The 23735-nt window shown below is 38.4% G+C and carries 21 protein-coding genes; 12 read left to right on the plus strand and 9 right to left on the minus strand.

The genetic code is table 11. The annotated features are described in order from the left end of the window. Positions 1–9: 9 nt before the first annotated feature. Together OQ267_RS04190 and pdxA are read right to left on the minus strand one after the other, a co-directional pair. Positions 10–846, minus strand: a complete 837-nt coding sequence (locus OQ267_RS04190; RefSeq protein ID WP_265835013.1) for a sulfurtransferase — start codon at positions 844–846, stop codon at positions 10–12. Between the two features lie 53 nt (positions 847–899). Further along, positions 900–1979 (minus strand): 4-hydroxythreonine-4-phosphate dehydrogenase PdxA, encoded by a 1080-nt coding sequence (gene pdxA / locus OQ267_RS04195; RefSeq protein WP_265835014.1) that lies wholly within the window; start codon positions 1977–1979, stop codon positions 900–902. A 150-nt stretch (positions 1980–2129) separates the two neighbouring features. Between pdxA and rsmA the strand changes: the two genes are divergently transcribed. Further along, the gene (rsmA, locus tag OQ267_RS04200) at positions 2130–2915 is read left to right on the plus strand and encodes a 16S rRNA (adenine(1518)-N(6)/adenine(1519)-N(6))-dimethyltransferase RsmA (RefSeq protein WP_265835015.1); all 786 of its coding nucleotides are present in this window, start codon (positions 2130–2132) and stop codon (positions 2913–2915) included. A gap of 227 nt (positions 2916–3142) precedes the next feature. Further along, on the plus strand, positions 3143–3739 hold the full coding sequence (locus OQ267_RS04205; protein WP_265835016.1) for a thioredoxin family protein: 597 nt from the start codon (positions 3143–3145) through the stop codon (positions 3737–3739). Between the two features lie 164 nt (positions 3740–3903). On the opposite strand, the gene OQ267_RS04210 is transcribed toward OQ267_RS04205, so the two are convergent. Further along, the gene (locus tag OQ267_RS04210; RefSeq protein WP_088302569.1) at positions 3904–4185 is read right to left on the minus strand and encodes an ATP-dependent Clp protease adaptor ClpS; all 282 of its coding nucleotides are present in this window, start codon (positions 4183–4185) and stop codon (positions 3904–3906) included. A 128-nt stretch (positions 4186–4313) separates the two neighbouring features. Between OQ267_RS04210 and OQ267_RS04215 the strand changes: the two genes are divergently transcribed. Further along, entirely contained in the window at positions 4314–5372 is a 1059-nt protein-coding gene (locus tag OQ267_RS04215; RefSeq protein ID WP_265835017.1) for a 3-oxoacyl-ACP synthase III family protein, read from the plus strand. A 117-nt stretch (positions 5373–5489) separates the two neighbouring features. Here the strand turns inward: OQ267_RS04215 and OQ267_RS04220 are convergent, their stop codons facing one another. Together OQ267_RS04220 and OQ267_RS04225 are read right to left on the minus strand one after the other, a co-directional pair. Then, positions 5490–7934 carry a hypothetical protein gene (locus tag OQ267_RS04220; RefSeq protein ID WP_265835018.1) on the minus strand — a complete coding sequence of 815 codons (2445 nt, stop codon included), beginning with the start codon at positions 7932–7934 and terminating at the stop codon, positions 5490–5492. Beyond that, the gene (locus OQ267_RS04225) at positions 7900–8940 is read right to left on the minus strand and encodes a hypothetical protein (protein WP_265835019.1); all 1041 of its coding nucleotides are present in this window, start codon (positions 8938–8940) and stop codon (positions 7900–7902) included. The genes OQ267_RS04220 and OQ267_RS04225 overlap by 35 nt, the downstream gene beginning before the upstream one ends. A gap of 15 nt (positions 8941–8955) precedes the next feature. Here OQ267_RS04225 and dtd point away from each other — a divergent pair, with 15 nt between their 5' ends. From dtd to OQ267_RS04245, 4 genes are all read left to right on the plus strand, one after another. Continuing rightward, positions 8956–9408, plus strand: a complete 453-nt coding sequence (dtd, locus tag OQ267_RS04230; RefSeq protein WP_088302572.1) for a D-aminoacyl-tRNA deacylase — start codon at positions 8956–8958, stop codon at positions 9406–9408. 91 nt (positions 9409–9499) lie between these two features. Beyond that, positions 9500–11035 carry a glycosyltransferase family 39 protein gene (locus OQ267_RS04235; protein ID WP_265835020.1) on the plus strand — a complete coding sequence of 512 codons (1536 nt, stop codon included), beginning with the start codon at positions 9500–9502 and terminating at the stop codon, positions 11033–11035. An 86-nt stretch (positions 11036–11121) separates the two neighbouring features. Next, positions 11122–12303: a hypothetical protein gene (locus tag OQ267_RS04240; protein WP_265835021.1), complete on the plus strand. Its 1182-nt coding sequence runs from the start codon at positions 11122–11124 to the stop codon at positions 12301–12303. Between the two features lie 14 nt (positions 12304–12317). Next, positions 12318–12806: a hypothetical protein gene (locus tag OQ267_RS04245; RefSeq protein WP_265835022.1), complete on the plus strand. Its 489-nt coding sequence runs from the start codon at positions 12318–12320 to the stop codon at positions 12804–12806. Positions 12807–12811: 5 nt separating this feature from the next. Here the strand turns inward: OQ267_RS04245 and OQ267_RS04250 are convergent, their stop codons facing one another. Next, positions 12812–14218 (minus strand): hypothetical protein, encoded by a 1407-nt coding sequence (locus tag OQ267_RS04250; protein WP_265835023.1) that lies wholly within the window; start codon positions 14216–14218, stop codon positions 12812–12814. A 97-nt stretch (positions 14219–14315) separates the two neighbouring features. Here OQ267_RS04250 and OQ267_RS04255 point away from each other — a divergent pair, with 97 nt between their 5' ends. After that, entirely contained in the window at positions 14316–14642 is a 327-nt protein-coding gene (locus tag OQ267_RS04255; protein ID WP_265835024.1) for a nucleotide pyrophosphohydrolase, read from the plus strand. A gap of 160 nt (positions 14643–14802) precedes the next feature. Here OQ267_RS04255 and OQ267_RS04260 read toward each other — a convergent pair whose 3' ends face one another. After that, entirely contained in the window at positions 14803–15105 is a 303-nt protein-coding gene (locus tag OQ267_RS04260; protein ID WP_265835025.1) for a DUF4286 family protein, read from the minus strand. A 75-nt stretch (positions 15106–15180) separates the two neighbouring features. Here OQ267_RS04260 and OQ267_RS04265 point away from each other — a divergent pair, with 75 nt between their 5' ends. Further along, the gene (locus OQ267_RS04265) at positions 15181–15738 is read left to right on the plus strand and encodes a GNAT family N-acetyltransferase (protein WP_265835026.1); all 558 of its coding nucleotides are present in this window, start codon (positions 15181–15183) and stop codon (positions 15736–15738) included. A 99-nt stretch (positions 15739–15837) separates the two neighbouring features. Here the strand turns inward: OQ267_RS04265 and OQ267_RS04270 are convergent, their stop codons facing one another. Next, complete coding sequence (locus OQ267_RS04270) at positions 15838–17661, minus strand: tetratricopeptide repeat protein (protein ID WP_265835027.1); 1824 nt, start codon at positions 17659–17661, stop codon at positions 15838–15840. Positions 17662–17930: 269 nt separating this feature from the next. Here OQ267_RS04270 and OQ267_RS04275 point away from each other — a divergent pair, with 269 nt between their 5' ends. The 3 genes from OQ267_RS04275 to OQ267_RS04285 all read left to right on the plus strand — a co-directional run bounded on the left by OQ267_RS04275 (position 17931) and on the right by OQ267_RS04285 (position 22259). Then, on the plus strand, positions 17931–19817 hold the full coding sequence (locus OQ267_RS04275) for a S9 family peptidase (protein WP_265835028.1): 1887 nt from the start codon (positions 17931–17933) through the stop codon (positions 19815–19817). A gap of 3 nt (positions 19818–19820) precedes the next feature. Next, the gene (locus OQ267_RS04280; RefSeq protein ID WP_088302582.1) at positions 19821–21488 is read left to right on the plus strand and encodes a sensor histidine kinase; all 1668 of its coding nucleotides are present in this window, start codon (positions 19821–19823) and stop codon (positions 21486–21488) included. A gap of 81 nt (positions 21489–21569) precedes the next feature. Next, a complete protein-coding gene (locus OQ267_RS04285; RefSeq protein WP_088302583.1) occupies positions 21570–22259 on the plus strand; it encodes a response regulator transcription factor in 690 nt (229 codons plus the stop codon). A gap of 206 nt (positions 22260–22465) precedes the next feature. On the opposite strand, the gene OQ267_RS04290 is transcribed toward OQ267_RS04285, so the two are convergent. Then, a complete protein-coding gene (locus tag OQ267_RS04290) occupies positions 22466–23710 on the minus strand; it encodes a metallophosphoesterase (RefSeq protein WP_265835029.1) in 1245 nt (414 codons plus the stop codon). Positions 23711–23735: the final 25 nt, after the last annotated feature.

Raw genomic sequence — 23735 nt, forward strand, 5'->3', positions numbered from 1 at the left:
AATTGTTATCTATTTAAAAACCATTTCCTTATTATTTCTGCTCCACTCACTCCATGATCCCACATAAAGCTTAGCCATTGGTAATCCGGCATAATCCAAAGCAAGTAGTGTATGGCAGGCGGTGATACCGGAGCCACAGTGTACAATCACATTTTCAGATTTAATGTTAGCCAGGGCTTTACTGTATTTAGCTTTAAGTTTTTCAGGTGGAAGGAAAAATCCTTCAGCATCTAAATTCTCAGTAAAAGGAATATTTACCGCACCCGGAATATGCCCTGCAAGGGTATCAATGGGTTCTGTTAAGCCTGCATAACGGTTAGCATCACGTACATCAATAACCAGGTGCCCGGCTGTTTTTACCACTGCTTCCACTTCGGCCATATCTGATAAGGGGAGAGTCCAGGCATCCGCTTCGTACGCATCAGCAGTCCTTGGGGTTTCTACCTTATTTGTTGTTGGAAAACCAGCCTTTACCGCTGCCTGAAATCCACCATCTATCACCTGAACTTTTTCATGGCCGATTGCGCGGAGCATCCACCAGAGCCTGGCAGCTGCATTGCCACCATTCTTATCGTCATAAACAATAACATGACTATTCTTGCTGATGCCAAATTTTTGCAACACCTGAGCAAATTGTTTAACATCAGGTAATGGATGACGGCCACCTTTAGCGAAGTCACCGATGTTCGCCAAATCTTCGTTTACATCTGCAAAAAGCGCACCCGCCAAATGTTGTTCCAAGTATCGTGCTTTTGAACCTGCACTGGCATCAATAATGATAATATCATTGTTAGCCTTAAGCGAGGCTAAAGCAGCTGGATGTATAATTGGAGGTAATTTTGACATGGTTTTCTTCTTTTGATTAAACCTATAGTGTTTCTAAAGCCTGAAAGGTTTGCTTATGAAGCATCGTCTTTAATATCAAACTGCGTTTCAACGACCTTCCCACCCGAACGCAACTGGCCGCTTAGCATTTCCTCTTGTTCTCTGCGGTTTTTCACAATGTGGATGGCCGAAAATAATGCTTCTGTAAATGAAGTAGCATCTGCAAGGTCTTTTCCGGCGATGTCGTAGCCTGTTCCATGATCTGGAGAAGTACGGACAAAGTTTAATCCGGCAGTGAAGTTAACACCATTATGGAAGGCTAAAGTTTTAAACGGAATTAAGCCCTGATCGTGGTACATGGCTAAAACAGCATCAAATTTTTTGTAACTGCCATTTCCAAAAAAACCATCGGCAGGGTATGGGCCAAAAACCATCAGGCCTTTATCATATGCTTCCTGAATGGCGGGCGTAATAATTTCAGCCTCTTCCGCGCCAAGCAGGCCATTATCGCTGGCATGCGGATTTAAACCTAGTACCGCAATTTTCGGTTTCTCAATCCAGAAATCCTTTTTTAAGCTTTCGTTAATCAGCTTCAGTTTACTTAAAATTTTATCTTTTGTAATAGCAGTTGGAACATCTTTTACCGGGATATGCCCGGTAACGACACCTACACGTAAATTTTCACTGATTAGGAACATCAGCACATCTTTACTGGCACTTTTTTCCTGTAAATATTCCGTGTGACCAGGGAAAGCGAAGGTTTCAGACTGGATATTGTGCTTATTGATTGGCGCGGTAACTAACGCGTCAATGTCGCCGTTCACTAAATCTGCTGTAGCTTTTTCGAGTGATAAAAGCGCATATTTTCCACCTGTAGCAGTAACCTGCCCGAGTTCGATTTTTACATCTTCCTCCCAGCAATTGATCATGTTTGCTTTTTTTACCTGTGCCTGGCTGGCGTGATTGATCACATTAAAACTGAAATCACCTAGATTATTTGCCTTTCTGTGAAAAGAGGAGACCTTTGTGTGTCCGTAAACAATTGGAATACAATAATTTAAAATAGCCGGGTTGGATAACGTTTTGATAATTACCTCTAAACCAATACCGTTCACGTCGCCTATACTAATACCTATTTTAAGTTTATCGCTCATAATTATTGGAAAATTTTAGCGCAAAATACTGATTTTCGTTTAAAGACTTTAAAAAAAATGAAAGGGCAAAGAATACTAAGTTATTCGCAAAGCAATAATAAGTCTATCTTTGTGCTCTTTGCGGTTAAATATTCGGCAAAAATTTGAGATATGAGTTTAGTAAAAGCGAAAAAACATTTAGGTCAGCATTTTTTAACCGATAAAGGCATTGCCAACCGCATTGTTGAAAGTCTGGTGAATACCGATCAGTATCATCAGGTTTTAGAGGTTGGCCCCGGAATGGGCATTCTTTCTGATTTTTTGCTGCAGCGTGAAGATTTACAAATTTACCTGATTGATATTGATACAGAATCTTATCATTTTCTGAATGAAAAATACCCGCAGCTGGGTGACCGGTTAATTAACGGCGACTTTTTAAAATTGGATTTCGACACCATTTTTCCAGGTCCTTTTGCCATTATTGGTAACTTTCCCTATAATATTTCCTCTCAGATTCTATTTAAAATTTTAGATAACCGCCAGAAGGTTGTGGAGATGGTGGGGATGTTTCAAAGAGAGGTGGCGCAACGTTGTGCTTCGCCAGCAGGCACTAAGGACTATGGAATTTTAAGTGTTTTTCTTCAGGCGTATTATAAAATTGAATACCTATTTACCGTAAAGCCCGGAACTTTTAATCCGCCACCAAAGGTACATTCTGCCGTTATTCGTTTAATCAGAAACGAAGTAGAAACGCTGGATTGCGATGAAAAACTGTTCTGGCGTGTAGTTAAAGCAGGCTTTAATCAACGCAGAAAAACATTGCGTAATGCGGTGTCTGCTGTAATGCCGAAAGACAAAATGGATGATCATTTTTATTTTGAGAAACGTGCCGAGCAATTAACTGTTGAAGACTTTGTGACGCTAACGCAGCACCTCAGCAAACTAATGGAAGCTTAAATATAATCAAGTTTGTAAGCTTTCTTTCTCAATAGATTCTATTCAATTTATTTTACTCAAAATACAGCTATAATTAATGAAGCGCAGTAAATCGTAGCTGTTTTTAGCCAGTAAAAATAGCTGTGTAATCTAAAAATCTCTGTAATCATTAGCGAAGCGATTTCTTGCAAAGCCATGATTATTTTGATTTAATTTCTGCTTTTATTTGCGGTATATCTTAAAACACTATGGTGAATTATAGCGGAATATTCAATGAACAAGGGATGGATTATTTAACCTATCGTGCCCTGATAGATCAACTGCTGTTAGAAGGAAAAGCTACTGGCGATGTAACTTACGATTTGCACTACACTAAAATGAACGTGCAGCGCATGAATCGGGTAGATAAGACCATTAGTTTGACTGATGATTTAACCACTGCTATTGATCAATTAGCGGGTAATCGTAAGTTCTTAGTCATTACGGAAGGCTGGTGTGGTGATGCTGCGCAGATTGTTCCGGTGTTTAATAAAATCGCGACTGCATCTTTAGGTAAAATTGATTTGAAATTTGTACTGCGAGATCAAAATCTGCCATTAATTGATGCACATTTGACGAATGGTGGCAGGGCAATTCCAGTTTTAATTGTGCTGAATGAATCAGCCGATCAGGTTTTAGCCACTTGGGCACCCAGGCCACAGGTTTTGCAGGAACTTTTAAAAGAATGGAAAAGGGAAACAACTGAGATGCCAATCCTGGCCGAAAAACTGCATGGCTGGTATACTAAAGATAAAACCCAAACTACTCAGGCAGAGTTGACTGGGCTATTGAAAGGCTTGCTATAATAGTACGTTCGGTAGCATTTCTTTCCCGGAAATCGTCATTGCGAAGCCGATTTTTGATTGGCTGAAGCAATCTTGATCCTGAGTGAAAAGATTGCTTCTTTGTTACTCCTCCCAATGACGACACCTCAACTACAGTCTAAAGATTTATCGATTGAAGCTGGCATCTAGTCCACTGAAACGGTCAATCCCTCTTGTTGCAAAATTTTCCGGTAAACTTCCATTTCTGTAAAAGAACCTTCTAAGACAGGGCATTTGCCATCATTATGTACTTTCCAGGCAATTTTTTCAGATTGAGATTCGTTATAATCCAGGTACTTCATCATGCAATAGATCACATGATCGAAAGTATTGATGTCATCATTCCACAAAATAAGGCGATGTACAGTTTTTAGGGAAGTTAAAATTTCTTCGAGCGTAAAGGTCTCTTCTTTGGTTTCTGTAGACATGAGGCAAAAATAAACAATAATTGGAAGATTTGAGAGATTAGATTTGAGATGTTAGACATTTAGCTGCTTATCCACTAGAAGTACGCCGCGCTATCTTTATAAAATAACTAACTTTACCTAACCAAATTATGAATAATAACATGCATCAATCTAAAATAGGCGGTATTGGTTACTACGTTCCTAAAAATGTTTATACCAATACTGATTTAAGCCGTTTTATGGACACCAATGACGAATGGATTCAGGAGCGTACCGGAATCCAGGAACGTCGTTTTGCTGATCGTTACGAAGAAACTACCACGACCATGGGAATCGAGGCTGCGAAAATTGCCATCGAACGTGCCGGCATCACCGTACAGGATGTTGACTTTATCATTTTTGCTACGCTCAGTCCAGATTATTATTTTCCTGGTTGTGGAGTATTATTACAGCGGGAAATGGGCATGGGGGAAATTGGTGCTTTGGATATTCGTAACCAGTGTTCAGGTTTCGTTTATGCACTTTCTGTTGCCGATCAGTTTATTAAAACCGGCATGTATAAAAATATTCTGGTAGTGGGGAGCGAGAAACATTCTTTTGCCATGGATTTCGAAACCAGGAGCCGGAATGTATCGGTAATTTTTGGTGATGGGGCAGGTGCAGTCGTATTGCAGCCCACAGATGAGTCTGGAAAAGGTATTTTGAGTACGCACCTACATAGTGATGGCGCTGATGCAGAGATCCTGGCGATGCATTATCCAGGTTCTCATGCCAATAAATGGATGAAGGATAAACCAGCTTTTCCTGATCAGGAATTAGGTGGGTTGTTCATGACAAAAGAAATTTTAGATAGTGGTGCAGCCTTACCTTATATGGATGGTCCGTCGGTTTTTAAAAAGGCAGTCGTTAAATTCCCTGAAGTGATTAAAGAAGCACTGGCTGCAAATAATTTAAGTGAAAAAGATATCGATATGCTCGTGCCGCATCAGGCTAATTTACGCATCAGCCAGTATGTACAACAACTGCTTGGCCTAAGTGATGATCAGGTTTTTAACAATATTCAGAAATACGGGAACACCACAGCAGCCTCTGTGCCCATTGCGCTTTGTGAAGCCTGGGAAGCCGGGAAAATAAAAGATGGCGACCTGGTTTGTCTGGCTGCATTCGGCTCTGGTTTTACCTGGGCAAGTGCATTGATCAGGTGGTAGCAGGGGAGAAGGTTCAGGGTTTCAGGTTGATCGTTTTTTCCCTCGTTATTAGCTGGATTTTAGCTTTCTTGATTTTTACTCCTTGCTCTTTATTCTTTGCTCCTTCCAGCTCTTGCGCTACTTTTTCGCTATAAAATCTCCAAGATAACTACACGCTCCGGCGGCAACCTGATAAAATGGTGTTTTACTGTATTTCAACTTCATTTCTTTAAAATAAGGATTGTTATAATTGGCGTTGATGAAGTTTTTGTATTTCACATCTTTTTTGTCCCAATAGCTGAAAGAGTTTAATTTAGCATTTAAGATCATTTGCTTTTGTGCACACTTGGCCAGCATGAAAGTACATTTCGCCCGGAAGTCTGCATTTGTGCTCAAAGTTCTGGCTTTTAAATACCAGGCTTTCGCCGTTTGTGCTTTTTTATAATCTATATCATAATCAAATTTTGCAGCACTGGCATGATCATAAGATGACCAGTCATAACTGATCAAAAACCAGCTGTTGCCAAAATAACCCGTTTGATAAACTGCGTTTGCCATTTTATAAAAGTAAAGCGCCGCGTTCTTTTTGTCGCTGATGGTTAATTTTTGTAACCGGAGCATTTCTGCTGCGAATGCTTTTTTTGTAACGGAAGCTTTTGCAACCACATATTTTTTTGGATAATCGTTAAGGGTTTGGATAAATGGATTCGAATAGAGCTTCCCATTTGCATCATCGGCATACCAGTTGGTTGGACTGGAATAGTTATAGTTAGGGGATAATTTCGCAAACATTTGAACCGCTTTATCATATTGATGCGTTCTTAGATAAGTAGTGCCCCAAAGCTCATAAAATTCATCCTTACTCAGTCTGTTTATGGCCTTCGCCAGTAAAGCAGTAACGTCATTTCCATTTGCTTTCGTTTTATAGTTTGCAATGCCCTGCATACTCTCCGGACTCAAATATTGTCGCCAGAATGAAGTGCTTGCATAACTTATATTATCGAACAGTGAATTGTTTTTCATTTGGCTGAAGGAGAGGTCTCCCTTAACCATGGCCAAAGCTGCTTTAGCGGTATCGCCCATTTTCAAATAAGCCGGAGCCAGAATTTGCTGATAAAAATTTCTGGTGGTTCTGGTAAAGCGTTTATCCTGATCTGCCCAGGCGACATATGGTCCGTTTTTCTCCGTTTTATTCTCCGCAAATCGTTTTTCATCCAGCCATTTTAAAGAGGGCAACAAATCATTTTCATTAAATGGATTGCCCTTTTTAATGTTTTTAGCTTTAATCAGTAAATCCGTAATCCGGTATTGATCTTTCAATCTTTCCGGCAGTTTATCAGCATCCAGCTTTGCCATGTAACCTGAGGCTTCGAGATCTTTATTTTCCATCCAGGATAAGTAGGCGGCTGTTAAAGTACCAAGTTCTGGTTGTGGATATTTATTTTCTTCAGCCAGTTTTAAGGCGAAATCTTTAACCAGGTGAAGTTGCTTTAAGTTCAGGGTTTTAATGCTGTCTCTGGATTTTGAGTTATCACTATCATAAAAATAATATTGGTAGGAGATTTTAGCCAGATCGCTGTCTTTAATTAAAGCCTGTTCCAGCTTATTTACCTCACGTACTAAAAGGGCACCATTTAACTCACTTTTCGGTTCATATTGATAAACCCTGGTTAAGCTTTCGATATTAAAATCTGGATTTCCAAAACCATTGATGGCCCAGATACTGGCCTTTTCATCGTTTGTTTTGGCATATTTTAAAGCGCCATTTACCGGAGAACTATTGTAATAATAATTTTTATAAGCCTGGATTCTACGCTCAGGATTAGTGGTAAACACCTTCGAAAATAAGAAAGCAGACTCTTCCGGATTGCCCAGCCTTCTGGTTGATCCGGCATAGAGTGCCAGTGCCCATCCCTTAACAGCACTGGTGGTTTTATTCGTTTTTATAAATTGATCATAAACATTTTTGCTTTCGGCATGTAAGCCGGCATAGTGAAACATTCTTTCGGCCTGATAAGCGTAACGGAGTTTTAAAAAGCTGTCTTTTTCTGATGCTGTTAATTTCAATGCTGCTGTGGCTAGGTCAGCCATTGCGGTGGTATCCCTTGGTTTAGGATCCCATAGATCAAAATTAACATTGGCAAAAGGTTCAGTACTTTTGGCGAAGGTAAAGTACTTCCGTGCATTTTTATTTTTCCCTAAAGCCTGGATAAAAGTGTTTTTCTGTAAGCTATCCGGTAAGGATGAAACCTGTTCATCAAAATTTTTCAGTTTAACATTGGTGGCACTATCTATCTGGTACATCACTTTATGTACATCCTGCGGGTTTACCTCCAAATATTTTCCCCATTCTTTGCTGTTAATTTCCGATTCACTCAGCACATCTTCTTCGCTGTTTAAGTAGGCCATTTGGTTGAATGCAAAGGGTATGTAATCATCTCCCTGCACATTGTTATGGAAATATGAAATATAGTAATCGTAAGGATCTACTTCTCCACCACAGGCTAGGTTCACTGCGATTTCGCCAAAAAATGTAATCAGGAAAACACTAGAAATTAGCGATAACTTTTTGAAGGTCTTCATGTGCATAATGTTTTAAAAGATCGGCGTCAAGATGGTAAAAAACGAGATTTCGTTCGTCTGGTTTCAAATATCGGGATAAAAAAGTGGATGTGGCAAGTAAATCTTTTGCTGAAACTTCCTCCCATCTTACTATATCCCCTTGCTTTAATCCGGCTGCAGGATAGTCTGATAAGAGGTCATATAAAATAGAATCTCCCCGCTGTCTGAATAGTTTTTTGTTTTGCAATTGGCTTTGATTAATCCTTTTCGAAATCCCGGCGTATCCCTTATTTCTAAAGACCACTGCCCACTCAAAAAGTGGTAGTGCCACATCCAGTTTCAGTGGGTAGTTCTCAAGCACATCTTTGAGGTAAATATCCATTTCATGTTGATTGAGGATAGAATTCTGATCGCCATACTGCCTCAGATTGCCCATGTTATAACACATCAGCATGGCCTTTTCTACCGGTGGTATTCCGCTGGTTAATATGTTTTTTACCTGATGTAGCCGGAGGGTAACTGAAATACTTTTTCCTTTTAGTAAGGGCTGATTTTTCAATTGGCTAAGAAATTTAAAATACTGCTCACGGGTGGCTTTGGTCCAGTCGCAATCGATTTGAAGTTCCGTAAAACGCTGCTTTCCCGCTTGCTTTACTTTTGCGTCCACAAAATTCGCGATCCGGTTGGCGAGCATTTTGGTCTTGTTAGAATCGGTTTCATAAAATAGCCGGTTAACCAGAAAAACCACTGGAATAATCTCCACTTGAGGTGGCAATGGCTCAGAAAATTTTATTGGAGATACCGGAACGGCCTGCTGAAGATCGGGGTCAACATCCACATCCATGATCCGGACATATAGGGCTTTCGATTTGAACTGATCAAGATATTGGGTCTCAGATTTAGTATTATGGTAATCGGTTTTCCAAAAATAGAAGGTAGGGTGAACGATTGATTTTTGCTTACAGCTGAATAGCAGAACTGTAGCAATGACTAAAATACTTATCTTGCGCATACTAAATTTATCCATCAAAAGTAATATAAAATGCGGGCAGTTTTACAAAGGGTTACCGAAGCAAGTTGTACAGTAGAAGAAAAGATTACAGGAGAAATCAAAGGCGGATTTCTGGTGCTGCTGGGTATTGAAGATGCCGATACCACTGAAGATTTGGAATGGCTGGCCCAGAAAATTATCGGGATGCGTGTTTTTGGTGACGAAAACGGCCTGATGAATAAAGCTTTGGCCGATGTTAACGGGGATATTCTGTTGATTAGTCAGTTTACCTTGTTTGCTTCCACGAAAAAGGGCAACCGGCCGGGCTTTACCAAAGCTGCGAAGCCTGATGTTGCTATTCCCCTGTACGAGAAAATGATAGAAAAGTTATCGGCTTTGCTTGGGAAAAAAGTTGAAACCGGAATTTTTGGCGCAGACATGAAAATTGCTTTAGTAAATGATGGACCCACTACTATTTTGATTGATACTAAGAATAAAGAATAAATAAAAATTAAACTTTAGAACCGTAACTATTTAAGCAATTGGCTGTCAAAGACGATAATATATTTCAATACATCAATGCGGTTAAATAAATATGGAGGCTCAATATCAGAACCGGATAAAAGAATATAGTTGTCTTGCTTTTTTTCTAATTTTAAAATTAGTTTTATCTTTTGTATTGGTGAATTCAGTTTACGAATTACACCGGGATGAATTCTTGTACCTCGATCAGGCCAATCACCCCGCCTTTGGATTTACTTCCGTACCTCCATTGATATCATTTTTTTCATTGTTGATTAAATTACTAGGGGGCGGCTTTTACCTGATACGTTTTGTACCTGCCTTTTTAGGCGCATTAACACTGGTTTTTTGCTGGAAAATCGTTGAGGCCATCAACGGTAACTTGTTGTCAAAATGTTTAGTTTGTATTGCCATGATCTGCTCAATCTTTTTAAGATTGAATACCTTATATCAACCAAACTCCTTTGATGTTTTAGCGTGGACAGCTGCTTTCTATTATCTGATCTGCTATTTTGATGGCGAACAACCCAAATACCTGTATTTTTTCGCCATCACCATTGCTATCGGCTTTTTGAATAAATACAATATCCTGTTCCTGGTTATTGGCTTATTCCCCGCTATCTTAATTGGCAGGCAGCGAAAAATATTTACGCAGAAACATTTTTATTTTGCGGTTTTAGTGGGGGTATTCATTGCACTTCCAAATATCATCTGGCAAATCAACCGTGGCTTCCCGGTATTACACCATATGAAACTGTTGCAGAAATATCAGCTGGTAAATGTTTCTTTAAAAAATTTTTTGATGAGCCAGTTTTTGTTCTTCATCAATTCCTTCTTTTTCCTTCTGTCCGGGGTTTCTGTTTTGATCTGGCATAAGACCTTCTTAAAATACCGTTGGGTAATTTTAACTTATCTTTTCACCATGCTGGTGTTTATCTATTTCAAAGGAAAGGATTATTATACTTTAGGGCTTTATCCGGTACTGCTCTGTTTTGGTGCAGTATATTTCGGGCAAATTTTATCAAAGCGATATTTGGTAAAGGGTGCAGTTATAGCTTTTACAATGGTATCATTTGTATATGTACTTCCTTTGCTTATGCCGGTGTATTCGCCTGCTCAAATTATCAAAAGCCATAAGCGGTTTGAAAGCGTAGGAGCATTGCGATGGGAAGATGGAAAAAATCATCAGCTTCCGCAGGATTATGCTGATATGCTGGGTTGGAAGGAAATTGCACATTTAGCGGATATGGCATACAGCCAGGTTAAAGATAAAAGCACGGTACTCGTACGCGCAGATAACTATGGGCAGGCAGCTGCAATCAATTATTATTCTAAATATCCCAATATCGGAGCTGTTGCCTATAGTGATGATTATTTGCATTGGTTCAAGTTGAAGAAGCCGGCTAAAGATTTAATTTTAATTCAGGGTACTTATGATGAAGATCCACAAAGGAAGAAGGAGCAACCCATTTTTGCGAAGATTACCAAAATTGGCGAAGTAAAAAATCCATCTTCAAGAGAATTTGGTGCAAGTGTTTTCTTACTGGAAGGTGCCAAAATTAACATCAACCCAATCATTGAGGCAGAAATAATAGAAGAACAACAATAAAATTTTGAAGCGTACAAGAAACAGTTGATCATAGAATAAGTGTAATTAACAGGTTTATTCTATATTTGATTATCTTCAAAAAACTTATGATGAATATGCGCTCCCATTTCTATATTAAAAAATTCCTGGTCTTTATCATATTATCAGCCGTATGTTTTTATGGTTGCAAACGGACAGTAAAAACGGATCGTGAAGAGGATTCTGGCATTGATGATATGGAACAGGTTTCCAAAACAGAATATCAAAGAATTATGAAATTAAAACTGCCCTTAAAAACAGTTTTAATCAACAAAACTTATTCACTGAATATCCCCGAAAATTGTGATTTTGAAGTGGAAAAAGTTGCACCCGGAGAAGTTTTATTAGGGGATATAGATCTTGCGAAAATCGACACCAATTCTCTAAGCGTAAATTTAGCTGATTTTTTTACCAGTAATGAAAAGCTTCATTCGGAGCATATTTATATCATTCCTTCAAATGATTCGAAACAGTTTTCTGTAGCTGATTTAAAGGCCGGCGGTGAAAGAATAGATGCCGTTTATTACGAAGATGATAATAGCGTTATTTATAGTCAGGGTGAAACGTTCTTCACCTGTAATCTCCAATATGATGCAGTGAAAAAATGCTTTTTAGTTTATAGTGCTGAAATCAGCTGGACCCAGAAATACCCTAAAAAGCAAAAACTGGAACTTTCGGTACATCTTTTAAAACATGCAAAAAATTTAATGGCAACCAATTATCTGGTCGTTAAATTTGAGTCGTGGAATGATTATGTTCAGAATATGCCTGCTTTAAAAATAAACTGGGTAAATAATATGTTCATGAAAATAGAGAAAGAACTCAAATATTTTCTCGACACAAATGATCAGGTCTCTCCGCGAACACCCGGTAACTATACTTTCGTAGAGTTGTTTAGCCCATCACCAGAAACCTTAAGCGATTTTAATAAAAGCATCAATCAGATCAGAAGCAATCAGGTTGTTGAATCGGATTATGGTTCACGAGGAATTATTTTAAATATAAGTAACCAATATTCATATCAATTAAAGGAAGATTCCGGCTGCTATGTGGTTACAAGTACTGCAAAAATGAGAGATGGCTATGCAGCCCATACTTTTGCAACTGTTTTTTGTCCGGTTATTTATAAGGGAAGAACTTTTATCCTCAAAACAGATCAAGAACTGACACCATCCAATGCTGATTTTTTTGTAAAAATGTTCAGCTATTTCAGTAAACATAATACCTTACAAATAACTGCTCACCCATAACGCCCCCCTCTGACATGTCTAAACACTATTTATTTCCAGTTTTATTTATTTTAGGTCTTAGTTCTTGTAATCCTGTTGGGAAAGAATTAACGGTTTTAGAATTGGCAAGCGGCGAGATCATATCTGCAGAAAACGTGAGTTTAAAAAAAGGTGATGTAATTACCATCTGGACGAAGGTTTCCAAAAGCAGTAAAGATGAAGCTGGTGTATTTGCTGTAAAGTTTAATGTCGAAACCAACGGACAATCCATTCTTCTTGATAGCTTAAATGTGAATGCAGAAGATCACATCATCAATTCAAAAAAAACGAAGGAATCTTACACAGAAAGCAGTTCTTCAGGCGATAGTACTGTTTATTACACGGTGCATGAGTATGAAACAGAGAGTAAAAAATTTACCGCACCTGCTGAAGGAAAATATACTTTTGATTTCAAACGCATAGACCGTTCCAATAATAGCAGCCTCTTCGGAAATAAACTGGCTATAATCTTGCGTAAATCGTAAACCAATCAGAACTTATTGATGTAGGCTTCAAACTCATCACGGTTTTGATCTTCAAAGTAAGGTGTGTAAAAGCACTTATGAATGATGTAATCTATAATGTAGTAGGTGATAAACATCGCCAAGGTTCCTATCCAGACAAATGAGATTAATTTTTTCTGAATGAAAGGCCACAAGCCATCAGCAAAGTCGAAAAAGTCTTTAAAATCAGCATAGTACAAACTCATCACGGCTAAAAACGGAATTACCTTGGTGCTCCATTTGAATTTTGCCAGTAAAATAGCCGATATGCTAAATACCACTAATTTATAAATGGGCTCGAAGGTTCTGTAATCGGCTTTTACCGAAACATAATGATAGGTATAATATAGAATAAGTAAAGCACAATAAATCGAGAGATGTACATTTCTATTCTGTTTTAATTTATCGATATAGGTGCCGGTTGTTTCCGGTTTTTGCTTAAAGAAAAGTAAGGCGAAAAATGGAGCCAGGTTAATTACAGGTAAAATGGATAATGTGTTCACTACGCCGAAATAACGCCTGAGTGTGAAGTTTCTATATTGAATTAATGTGGCAAAAAACCGTCCGCAAATAAAAAGTACAATCAGATTTGCCGTGATATAAAACACCGTTACAAGTTCTATTGATGAAAAAGAGAAAGAAACCTTAAGTGCAGAGGCACCCATATCTAAAATAGAGAGCAGTAAAATCGGATAAGTAATCAAAAACCCATATTTAAAAAAACTGCTGGAAACAGGCTGTTCATCTATTGGATTTAAAACCTGCTTTACCGAATAAATTCTATTGGAAAGATAAAAGAAGCCAATTAAAACCGAAATCATTTTGAGGGATATTATGGCAAAAATAAGGGCAACGATGGCATCTTTTAAATAAAGATTACTTGTGCTGAAACTGCTGATATAATTGTATAAAGAATCAGGATCGGAAGAAATGGTTACACTGAAAATCAGAACAAAAATCAGCTGTATTACCAATGATTTAATTTTAGAAATGGTATTGAGGTTTCCTTCTGCTTTAAAATAGAAATAAGCGAAGATGAGTATAGGTGCAAAGAAAGAAAGTACACCAATAACCTGGTAAATTAATCCACTATTTGTAAAATTGAAATGGTAATCGATAAAACTTGGCCAGTCTTTTTTAAAAATATAGTATGGAGAAAATAGTAGCTGAATGATGATGGCTTTCGAGAACATCTTATTTTTATAAAAATACCACGCAAAGATCAAACTCTCCAGAAACCAGGTCTGTATTCTCCATAAGTAATCATATGCTGTGGTATCTGGTCCGTAGCTATCTATAAAATAACAACTGATTTGCAGACAAGCTACGATTGCCCATAAAATCCAAATCGATTTGATGGCTTTTTGTTGTTTTTCACTGAAGAGCATATTCATAAGTTCAATTTAGATGATTAGCGTTTATCTTTAGAAAGATAAGTTTTATGTCAGCCTAAATTAGGAAATTTAACCCAGTAAAAAATAAAAGAAAATCATGACCATTAACGAAGCACAGGAAACCGTAGACCAATGGATAAATACCACGGGTATCAGGTATTTTAATGAACTCACCAACACCGCAATTCTAATGGAAGAGGTTGGGGAAGTGGCCCGGATAATGGCCCGTCAATATGGTGAGCAATCTTTTAAAAAAAGTGATGAATCTGTAAACCTGGCAGATGAAATGGCCGATGTACTCTTTGTGCTGATTTGCCTGGCCAACCAAACCGGCATCAATTTAACAGAAGCACTTCACAAAAACCTGGAAAAGAAAAGCATCCGCGATGCAGACCGGCACAAGAATAACGAAAAGTTAAAGTAAGGGTTTGATTGGGAGCAGTTTGAATGAGAAAGTCAATTTTGAATGAGAGAATTTTGAATGAGAGAATGAGAAAAAAACCCGAAGATTCATTCATTCAGTTATTCATTCAAAATTCATTCACTCAGTTAGTCATTCAAAATTGATTCACTCACTCATTGGCTTAGCCAACAAACTCCATTAATGTTCTATAAGCAACAAAACGATTTTTGAACTTTTCATTCAGGTCTGCCTGTAAAGCTGGCGCATAGGCCTGTTGATATTGATTGTAGTTTTCCTGATTCTCCGCAACATATTGTGTGCAATAGGTAACACCTTCATTTGGCGAATCCAACACTTTTAATAAACGGTTGGAAACAAACATGCCGGTAGCCATTACCGCTGGAATATGAGTTTCCTGCATCCATTGTAACCATTCTGCTGCAGCAGATTCTTCTAAAATTAGCGTAACATTATATAAAAGCATGTGGCAAAGATAAGGAAGAAAACAGAGGAACAAAACAGATTGCTTATATTCGAAAGCTATTAATTGCATGATCCAATGATTGAAATAACCACATCTGAAACCAATCAAGATCTCGAAGGGATTCTTGCACTTCAAAAGAGAAACCTGAAAACGGATTTATCTCCTGATGAAATTATAGCGGAGGGTTTTGTAACGGTTTCGCATACATGGGATGACCTGAAGAAAATGCATTTGCATGAAAAGAATATCATTGCTAAAGACGGCGGTCAGGTGATTGCCTATGTATTGGGGATGTCCGAACAATCAAAGCACGAAATACCGCGCCTGGTTGAATTGTACGAAAGCTTTGAGCATATTCATTTTAATGGAAAACCGGTTGATGATTACCATTATATCGTTGTCGGGCAGGTTTGTGTAGATAAAGCCTATCGGGGGCAGGGTTTATTTGATCAATGCTACAATTCCTATAAGCATTACTTTAAGGAAAAATATGATTTCGCAATCACCGAAATTGCAGGTATTAACCTGCGCTCAATGAATGCGCATAAACGCATTGGCTTTGAAGTTATTCATGTTTATACAGACAGTAGTGGGGTGGAATGGAATGTTGTAGTGTGGGATTGGAAAAGCTAGTTTTGTGGCATTTGGAGTCCGTTCAACTTAAATATTATCCATCAAAGAATTTTCCAATTGACTAATGAACCACTAAACTCATGACAACTGAACTCATCATCAAACCCCGTCTCCCCTTAAATTTCTGAACCTTTTTCTGGCTTCGGCACTGAACATACTGCCCGGGTAATCCGTAATCAATTGTTGAAAATAGCTTTTGGCCTGTACAATATCATGGAGTTTCTTTTCGTATAAATCGCCTAATGTAAACAAGGCATCATCAGTCCAGATTCCATCCTTAAAGTTATCTGCAACTTTTTTGAGCATATCTGCCGCTTTTTGAAAATCAGCAGATTTAATAAATATTTTGGCTTTACTCATTAATACGGCATCGGCCAGTTCATTTTGGGGGTAAGAGATTCCGATGCTATCCAGCTTTTTAATGGCCCGTGCCGGCAGGTTTCTGAATTCCAGCATTTCAGCATCAGCATACATTTTTAATGCATTGCTATCAGTTGGTGTTTGAATGTTGTCAGAAATGAGTAAACTCAGGTTAAGGGCATCATTGGCAATCAGCTGGGAAGTTGCCGCTTTGAGTACCTGGCATTGTCCGTTGCTGTATTCAAAATTGCCCTGGTAAAAGGAAAGTCTGGCACTTCTGAAGCGTGCCTCATTCCCGATGGGCTGACTTTCAAACTGTTTACTTACCTGTTCATAAACCAGAAATGCTTCCCATGGCTGATTGGTTAAAATATAAACATCACCCAAATCCAGCTTTAGCTGGCCCAGGTCTGCTGTGCCAATTCCAGGTATTTGCAAAGCTTCTTCCAGCCCTTTTTCAGCTTTGGCTGCCTCATTTAAATAGTAGGCTTGCAGATTGGCGAGTTTTTTAATGGCAAATAATGTATTCCTGTTTTTACCATATTCATCCAGCAGGCCCTGGTAATCTTTGGCCAGTAAACTTAAGTCGGCTGTCGTATATTTTCCGGAGGTTTGAAGGTTGTACCGTGTGCTTAGCATTTCAATCTTCGATGGAAGATAGTACTGGCTTTCCTTTCCTTTAGTGAGCAGGTATTCATAAGCCTTTATAGCGGTTTCGTACGCGCCGTTATCAACAAATGTATAAATGGCATTAAAGAGGGTTCCGCCATCAGCTTTTGTTCGTTTATCAAAGGCAATCAACTGGCGTAATGCCGGTTCAAACTCCTGCTGCTGGATATAGTTCCATGTCAGCAGCTTGATGTATACTTCTGCGTCGGGTGCTTTCTGAATCTTTCTGAGTATTGCGGTCTGAAAAGTCTGGTAGTCACTTTTATCTTCAAAAATCATGGAAAGTACATTCTCTGCCTGTGGGAGCAATTGAGGGGTGGAAGGCAATACATCCAGGTACTCCTGCATCAGCATGGGTTTGTCTTTTTTATACCGGTATATGTTCAGCAATTCATAAGTAAACAGCTGGTCGTTTCCTAAAAGTTTTCTGCCCTGCTTAAACGTTTGAACAGCCAGATCATAGTTTTCAAAACGGTAAAAGTTGTTCGCTAAATTCCGGATCTTAAATTCATCTTTTGGAAGTTTGGCAATGATGTCGGTAAATATCTTATTGGCAGATGATACATTGCCCTGTTCCTCATAAAGTTTACCCATTGCAATCGGATAAGCATCATTTTCCGGATGCTGTTTAATGGTTTTTTTGACGATCTTTTCCGCAGCATCATAACGCTTCAATTTTAATAAGGCATTGAAATAGATGTCGAAATAACCTTCGTTATCAGGATTGGCAAACATTTTCTCCAGTAAAACAACAGCCTTTTCATAATCTCCATCGCGATAATACTGCGTGGCTAAAGCACTTTCATCATTTAATACAGCCTGATTATTGCGTGAAATTTGTGCCTGCACATTCCAGCTCAACATCAAAAATGCAAAGACAATTAAACGATTCATAATCCTGGTTTATAAATTTTAAATGTAATAAAAAGACATGAAAGGTAAAAGATTTAACGCTAAACATTGGCCGAATGGATTTCGTGTAGTATGGTAGCTGTCATATTAAATCTGATCGTTCTGGTGACATCATTTTTATTTTGTATGTTGCCGGGATGTATGCTGTTAAGTGGCCATTAACAGGAAACAAGTTAAAGTAACATTGTTAGTGTAAAGTATAGTTAAGTGGTTGAGATGCCTATTTTTGTCATCCCGGTGAAAAAATATTTATGCTGAAAAGAATTGGTTTATTGGTTTTAATCGCTCTGATCTGTGCCTGTAAGCGCTCAGATAAAGCAGGCATTATACCTGTTGATGATTTTTTTAAAACACAGGATAAGGCTTATTACCACATATCGCCTGACGGGAAAAGCCTTTCCTACCTTAAACTTCAGGATAAAAAGCTTGACTTATTTGTGGAGAACCTGGCCACAGGGAAAAGCACCCAATTGACACACCTGACAGAAAAATCGATCAGTTTTTACTTCTGGACCAGCAACAATGAGTTGATTTATTATGCTGAAGATGATACAAAGGAGCGTAAATCTGATCTCTTTGTCATCAATAAGGATGGAAGCAGGCAAGTGCAATTGAGTTCGAATGAAAAAACAAGAGTCCGCGTAATTGAAGATCAGCTGATTGATGATAAATATATTATTGTGGCTTCCAATAAACGCGATTCAACAGTTTTCGATGTGTATCGCCTGAATGTCCGGAACGGCAAAATGGAAATTGCGGCTAAAAACCCGGGTAATGTTACCGAATGGGTAACCGATAATAAAGGTATTCTCAAAATTGCCGTGGCCAGCGATGGGGTGAATGAAACCTTGCTTTACCGTGAAAATGAGAGCAAACCTTTTGCACCGCTGATGACAAATAATTTTGAAACGACTTTTCAGCCGGTGGCCTTTCCGGAAAATGAACCTGATGTATTATATGCCATATCCAGCGTAAACAGGGATAAAAATGCATTGGTATCTTTTGATTTAAAAACAGGTAAAGAGAAAGAAGTACTGTTTGCCAATGATACCCTGAATGTTACGGAAACCAGATATTCCAGAACACAAAATAAAATTATGTTTGTTACCTGTGAAACCTGGAAAAAACAGAAATATTACCTGGATGCACAAAGTAAACTAACTTATAGTAAAATAGACCGGCTGCTGCCAGGCACCGAGTGGCGCATTATGGATAATGATAAAATGGATAATGTTTTCATCATCAGAACATTTACCGATAAAAATCCGGGATCGTACTATTTATACATGGCTGCTGAGAATAAGCTTAAAAAACTAAATGATATTAACTCTTCTATTCAGGAGGAATTGATGAGCGATATGAAGCCGGTTAGTTTTAAAAGTTCTGACAGTTTAACTATTAACGGCTATCTCACCTTGCCTAAAGGGAACAAGAAAACCAATTTACCTGTGGTTGTAATGCCTCACAATGGTCCGGGGGGAAGGAATTCCTGGGGTTATAATGCCGAAGTTCAGTTTCTGGCTAACCGGGGTTATGCGGTTTTGCAGGTTAATTATCGGGGATCAAATGGTTATGGCAAATCTTTTTATGCGGCAGGTTTTAAAGAATGGAGTAATAAAATTCAGGAAGATGTTAATGATGGTGTACGCTGGCTGATTGCAAAAAAGATTGCAAACCCTAAAAAGATTGCCATTTATGGTAATGGTTTCGGAGGGTATATTGCCCTAAATTGTTTGTATAAAAATGCCGATCTTTATAGTTGTGGCGGATCAAATTCTGGCGTTATTAATTTATTCAGTTACCTGAAAGGGATTCCACCATTTTTAAAGTCAAATCTACAGATGTATTACGAAATCATTGGCAATCCGGTAACAGATACAGACTACCTGCGCTTGGCTTCACCTGTTTTTCATGCCGACCGTTTTAAGTCGCCATTGTTTATTGCCCAGAACCCAAAAGATCCGAGGGTTAACGTTACAGAAGGGGTACAGTTTATCAAAGAACTTAAAAAGAGAAGCATCCCGGTTACCTACATAGAAAAGGAAGAAGGACCAAATCCGGTTAAAAGGCAACAGGGGAGAACAGCTTTGTATAAAGCACTGGAAGAATTCTTAAAAAACAACATCAGCAGGAAATAAGTTATGACGCTGGATAAGAAAAGCGGCTATCGCAAAAATTTCTCATTGGGTGTTACTTTCATTGTACTCATTTCCATTTTGTTTGTCTTATCGCTTTTCCTGGCTTTTAATTTCAGTAAAAAATCCATCGAAAATGAATTTGTTTCAGAGAAGGTAAATGTGCTGGAGCAGAGCATCAAACCTTATAACGATTTCTTTCAGAATAAAATGCCCGAGATTTCTTATTATAATGGATTTCTGGATTCTGCTACGGCATCAAAATTTGTAGATACCATTGTGCTCAAATATCCGTTCGTGTCGAGGGTTACTTTTTACGATACCGAGGTTAAAAATATACCGGTAAAGGATGGAATGAACGTAGGGAAATTATCGATCGGTCCGAAGTCTATTTTCCAGTTTGGTAAAAATGTTCCTGCTGATTCTATCAGATTATTTTCAGAAGCCGATACCCGGTCTTTCAAGGTTGGCGATGATTTTAATACCATGGCCTATAAGCTGGTTACTTTTGTTGATCAGCTGGATACGGTTGCGGTACCCTCTCAGGAAGAATTGTTCACCAATTTTTCTGTCGTAAATTCCAATAAAATCACTTACTTAAATATTCCCAGGAGAGAAGACCTGAAAATTTATAAGGATATGATGCGGCGTAAACTCAATCCTTTGCCGGTTTATCAGCAGGATATGCTTGTTTTTCAGCTGAATCCAAATAAAATTAAAGTGGTAAATACCCGGCCATTGTTATACCAGAAAATTCAGGTAGAGCCGTTAACATACGATCCGATTGATACTTCTGAGGAAAACATGACCACTGAAATTGCTTTGCCTGGTGCTTTTTCCGACTTCAAACTATACCTCACCAGCTCTAAATCTTACGTTAAAAGAGAAATTTTTATCTACTTTATGCCCATTGCGCTTGTGCTGCTCCTGGTGTATGGCGTGCTGCTTTTAGTGGCCTTTTTAATTTACCGCAATTTAAATATCAACAGTAAAATGTTTAAGCTGCAGTACGATTTTGTAAATAACCTGACGCATGAGTTTAAAACTCCGGTAAGTGTGATTAAAATTGCAGGTAATAATATTAAAAGTGCTACTGCTTTAAGCCAGAAGGAACAACAGCTTTATGGTAAGATACTGGATGAGGAGGCCGATAAACTGAATGGCTTAATGAATAAATTACTGGCCTTTACGCAAATTGAAAACAAAGCCATTAAACTGAACCAGGAAACAGTAAATATTCGCGATTTTATAGAAAGTACCATTGAGTCTCATACATTAAAACATCCCGATTTTCAGATGACCTATGAAGTGGTTGGTTTTAAAACCTTCATTACCGATCCGGTGTTATTAGGTAGCTTGTTTGATAACCTGGCTGAAAATGCATACAAATATTCAAAACCCGAAAACAAGAAATTGCACATCAGTGCCAAGCTGATTAAAGGTGTGCTGGTATTCCGTTTTGCCGATAAGGGAATTGGTATCGCTTCGGGGGAATTAAATAATATTTTTAAGAAGTTTTTCAGGATACAAAACGAATACAATCAAATGGGGAGCGTGGGGCTTGGTTTGGCTTTTTGCAAGGAACTGGTTAACTTTATGGAAGGCGAAATTTCGGTTAAAAGTAAAGTAGGTTCAGGCACAGAATTTAAGATCGTATTGCCCTTTAATAGCTGAATGTTAAAAGTTGAAAATTAAAGTTGGAAGGTTATAAAACGGAATTAACCTTTAAACATTAAAATATAAATACACATATAGATGTCTAAAGAAGTAAAAATATTAATTGTTGAAGATGATGAAAATCTTCGTTTTTTGGTTGCACACCGTTTAAAAGGCGAGGGTTACCACATATTGGAAGCCAATGACGGTGAATCTGGTGAACGGATTATTATGGCAGACCAGCCTGATATTGTATTGCTGGATTGGATGATGCCGGGCAAACAAGGTGCAGAAGTTTGCGAGAGTGTGCGTAAACAAGGCTTCGAAAACCTGGTCATTATGATGACAGCAAAGGCGCAGGATGTAGATAAAATTGATGCTTATAATTTTGGCGCATCAGACTATATTACCAAACCTTTTAATATGGATGTATTGGTGGCCATGCTGGAGAGTAAGGTGAAGTTTATCGTCAATAAAGATACTGCTGAAATTCACCGCTTTGGTAATATGGAGCATCATCCGAATATTCATACTTTATTCAGAGATGGAAAGAAAATTGAGCTCACCATACTGGAAAACCGTATTTTATTGTACTTTTTGCGCAACCCTGGTAAAGTCATTAACCGCGATGAACTGATGCTGGTGGTTTGGGGCTATAATTCTGATGTGAACACCAGGACCCTTGATATGCATATTGTACGCTTGCGTAAGAAGATAGAATTAAACCCGGATAATCCGCAGTTATTACAAACGGTAAGAGGTGTTGGATATCGTTTTAACGCAGGGTAGATTTAATGCATGAATGATTGAGTTTTGAATGAGAAAGTTTTGAATGATTGAATTTTGAATGATTGAATGTGTTGGCGTAATACCTATCCATTCTCTCATTCCTTTCAATTAATCCATCATTCCTTCCTTCAGTCATTCTTTCCTTCAGTCATTCACTATTCCCTCCTTCAGTCCTTCAGTAATTCTTTCATTCAGTCATTCTCCCATTAAGCTCTTTTCAAGGTAAAAACCGTAATCTCTGGTAAAATTCCAACCCTTCCAGGATAGCCTAGAAAACCATAGCCAACATTCACGTAAAGCTGTTGTTTTTGCTCCTGATATAAGCCTGCCCATTCTTTATAGATGTATTGTACAGGGCTCCATTGGTATTCCTTCAGCCTCACGCCGAACTGCATCCCATGGGTATGACCGCTAAACATGGCATCAATTTGAGGATATTTCTGTAATACTTCGCCACGCCAGTGTGAAGGATCATGACTTAATAATAATTTTACAGGTAAGTCATCCGTATGCTGAACCGCCAGTTCCATTTTTCCATACTTCGGAAAACGCCCCATTCCCCAGTTTTCGATCCCCAGGATGCCAATTTCTTCGCCGTCTACTTTAAGTCTGCGGTGTTCATTCATCAACAAATCATAACCCATTATCTTGTGTACATCAACCATGTCTTTCAGGTTTTTAACCTTAGCCGGCGATGTTTCTTTACCAAAATAATAATCGCCATAATCATGGTTTCCAAGTGAAGAATAAACACCTAGAGGTGCTTTTACTTTTGAAAATATATCCTGATAATCGCTCACTTCATTGGTGAGGTTATTTACTAAATCGCCGGTAAAGAAAACGAATTCAGGTTTTTCTGCCAGCAGCATTTCCACGCCACCTTTTACAGCTGTTTTATTGTAAAAACTGCCGGAATGGATATCAGAAATTTGTGCCATGGTGATGCCATCAAAAGCTTTTGGCAAGTTTGGTAAAATGAGATTTACCTTTCTTACCTGGTAATCATAAGCGCCGGAAATAATTCCCCAGCTTAATGATGTTAATGGTACCGCAGCAGCGACTAACCCCGCCTTTACTAAAAATTCTGAACGGGAAATCTGATCAGTTTCTGATACTGGTACAGTTGGTGCGACTTCTTTTTCCCTGAATACTTTGATCCAAAGCCTTCTTAAATCATCTAACACCAAAAACGGTAACATGGCCATTTTGCAGGCTACAGTTAAAAAGAATGCCACCAGAATCATGGCCCTTAGTGTTAAAAAAAGGTTGAGGTAAATCCCGGCAAAGACGCCTATTATCAGCAAGATGCTGTAACTCCAGTATATGATAGCAAAGATTTTTTTTGTGGTTGGTTTCCATTTTTTGAAAACAGCTACAATTGCCTTGAAACAATAGATATCGAAAATGATAATGAAAATGCAGGCAGCAATGATAAAAGGTAGTCTTCCCATGATCGGGTTTGAAAAATTAGTTTAA

Origin of the sequence: Pedobacter sp. MR22-3 (assembly GCF_026240075.1) — a bacterium.
Taxonomy (GTDB): Bacteria; Bacteroidota; Bacteroidia; order Sphingobacteriales; family Sphingobacteriaceae; genus Pedobacter.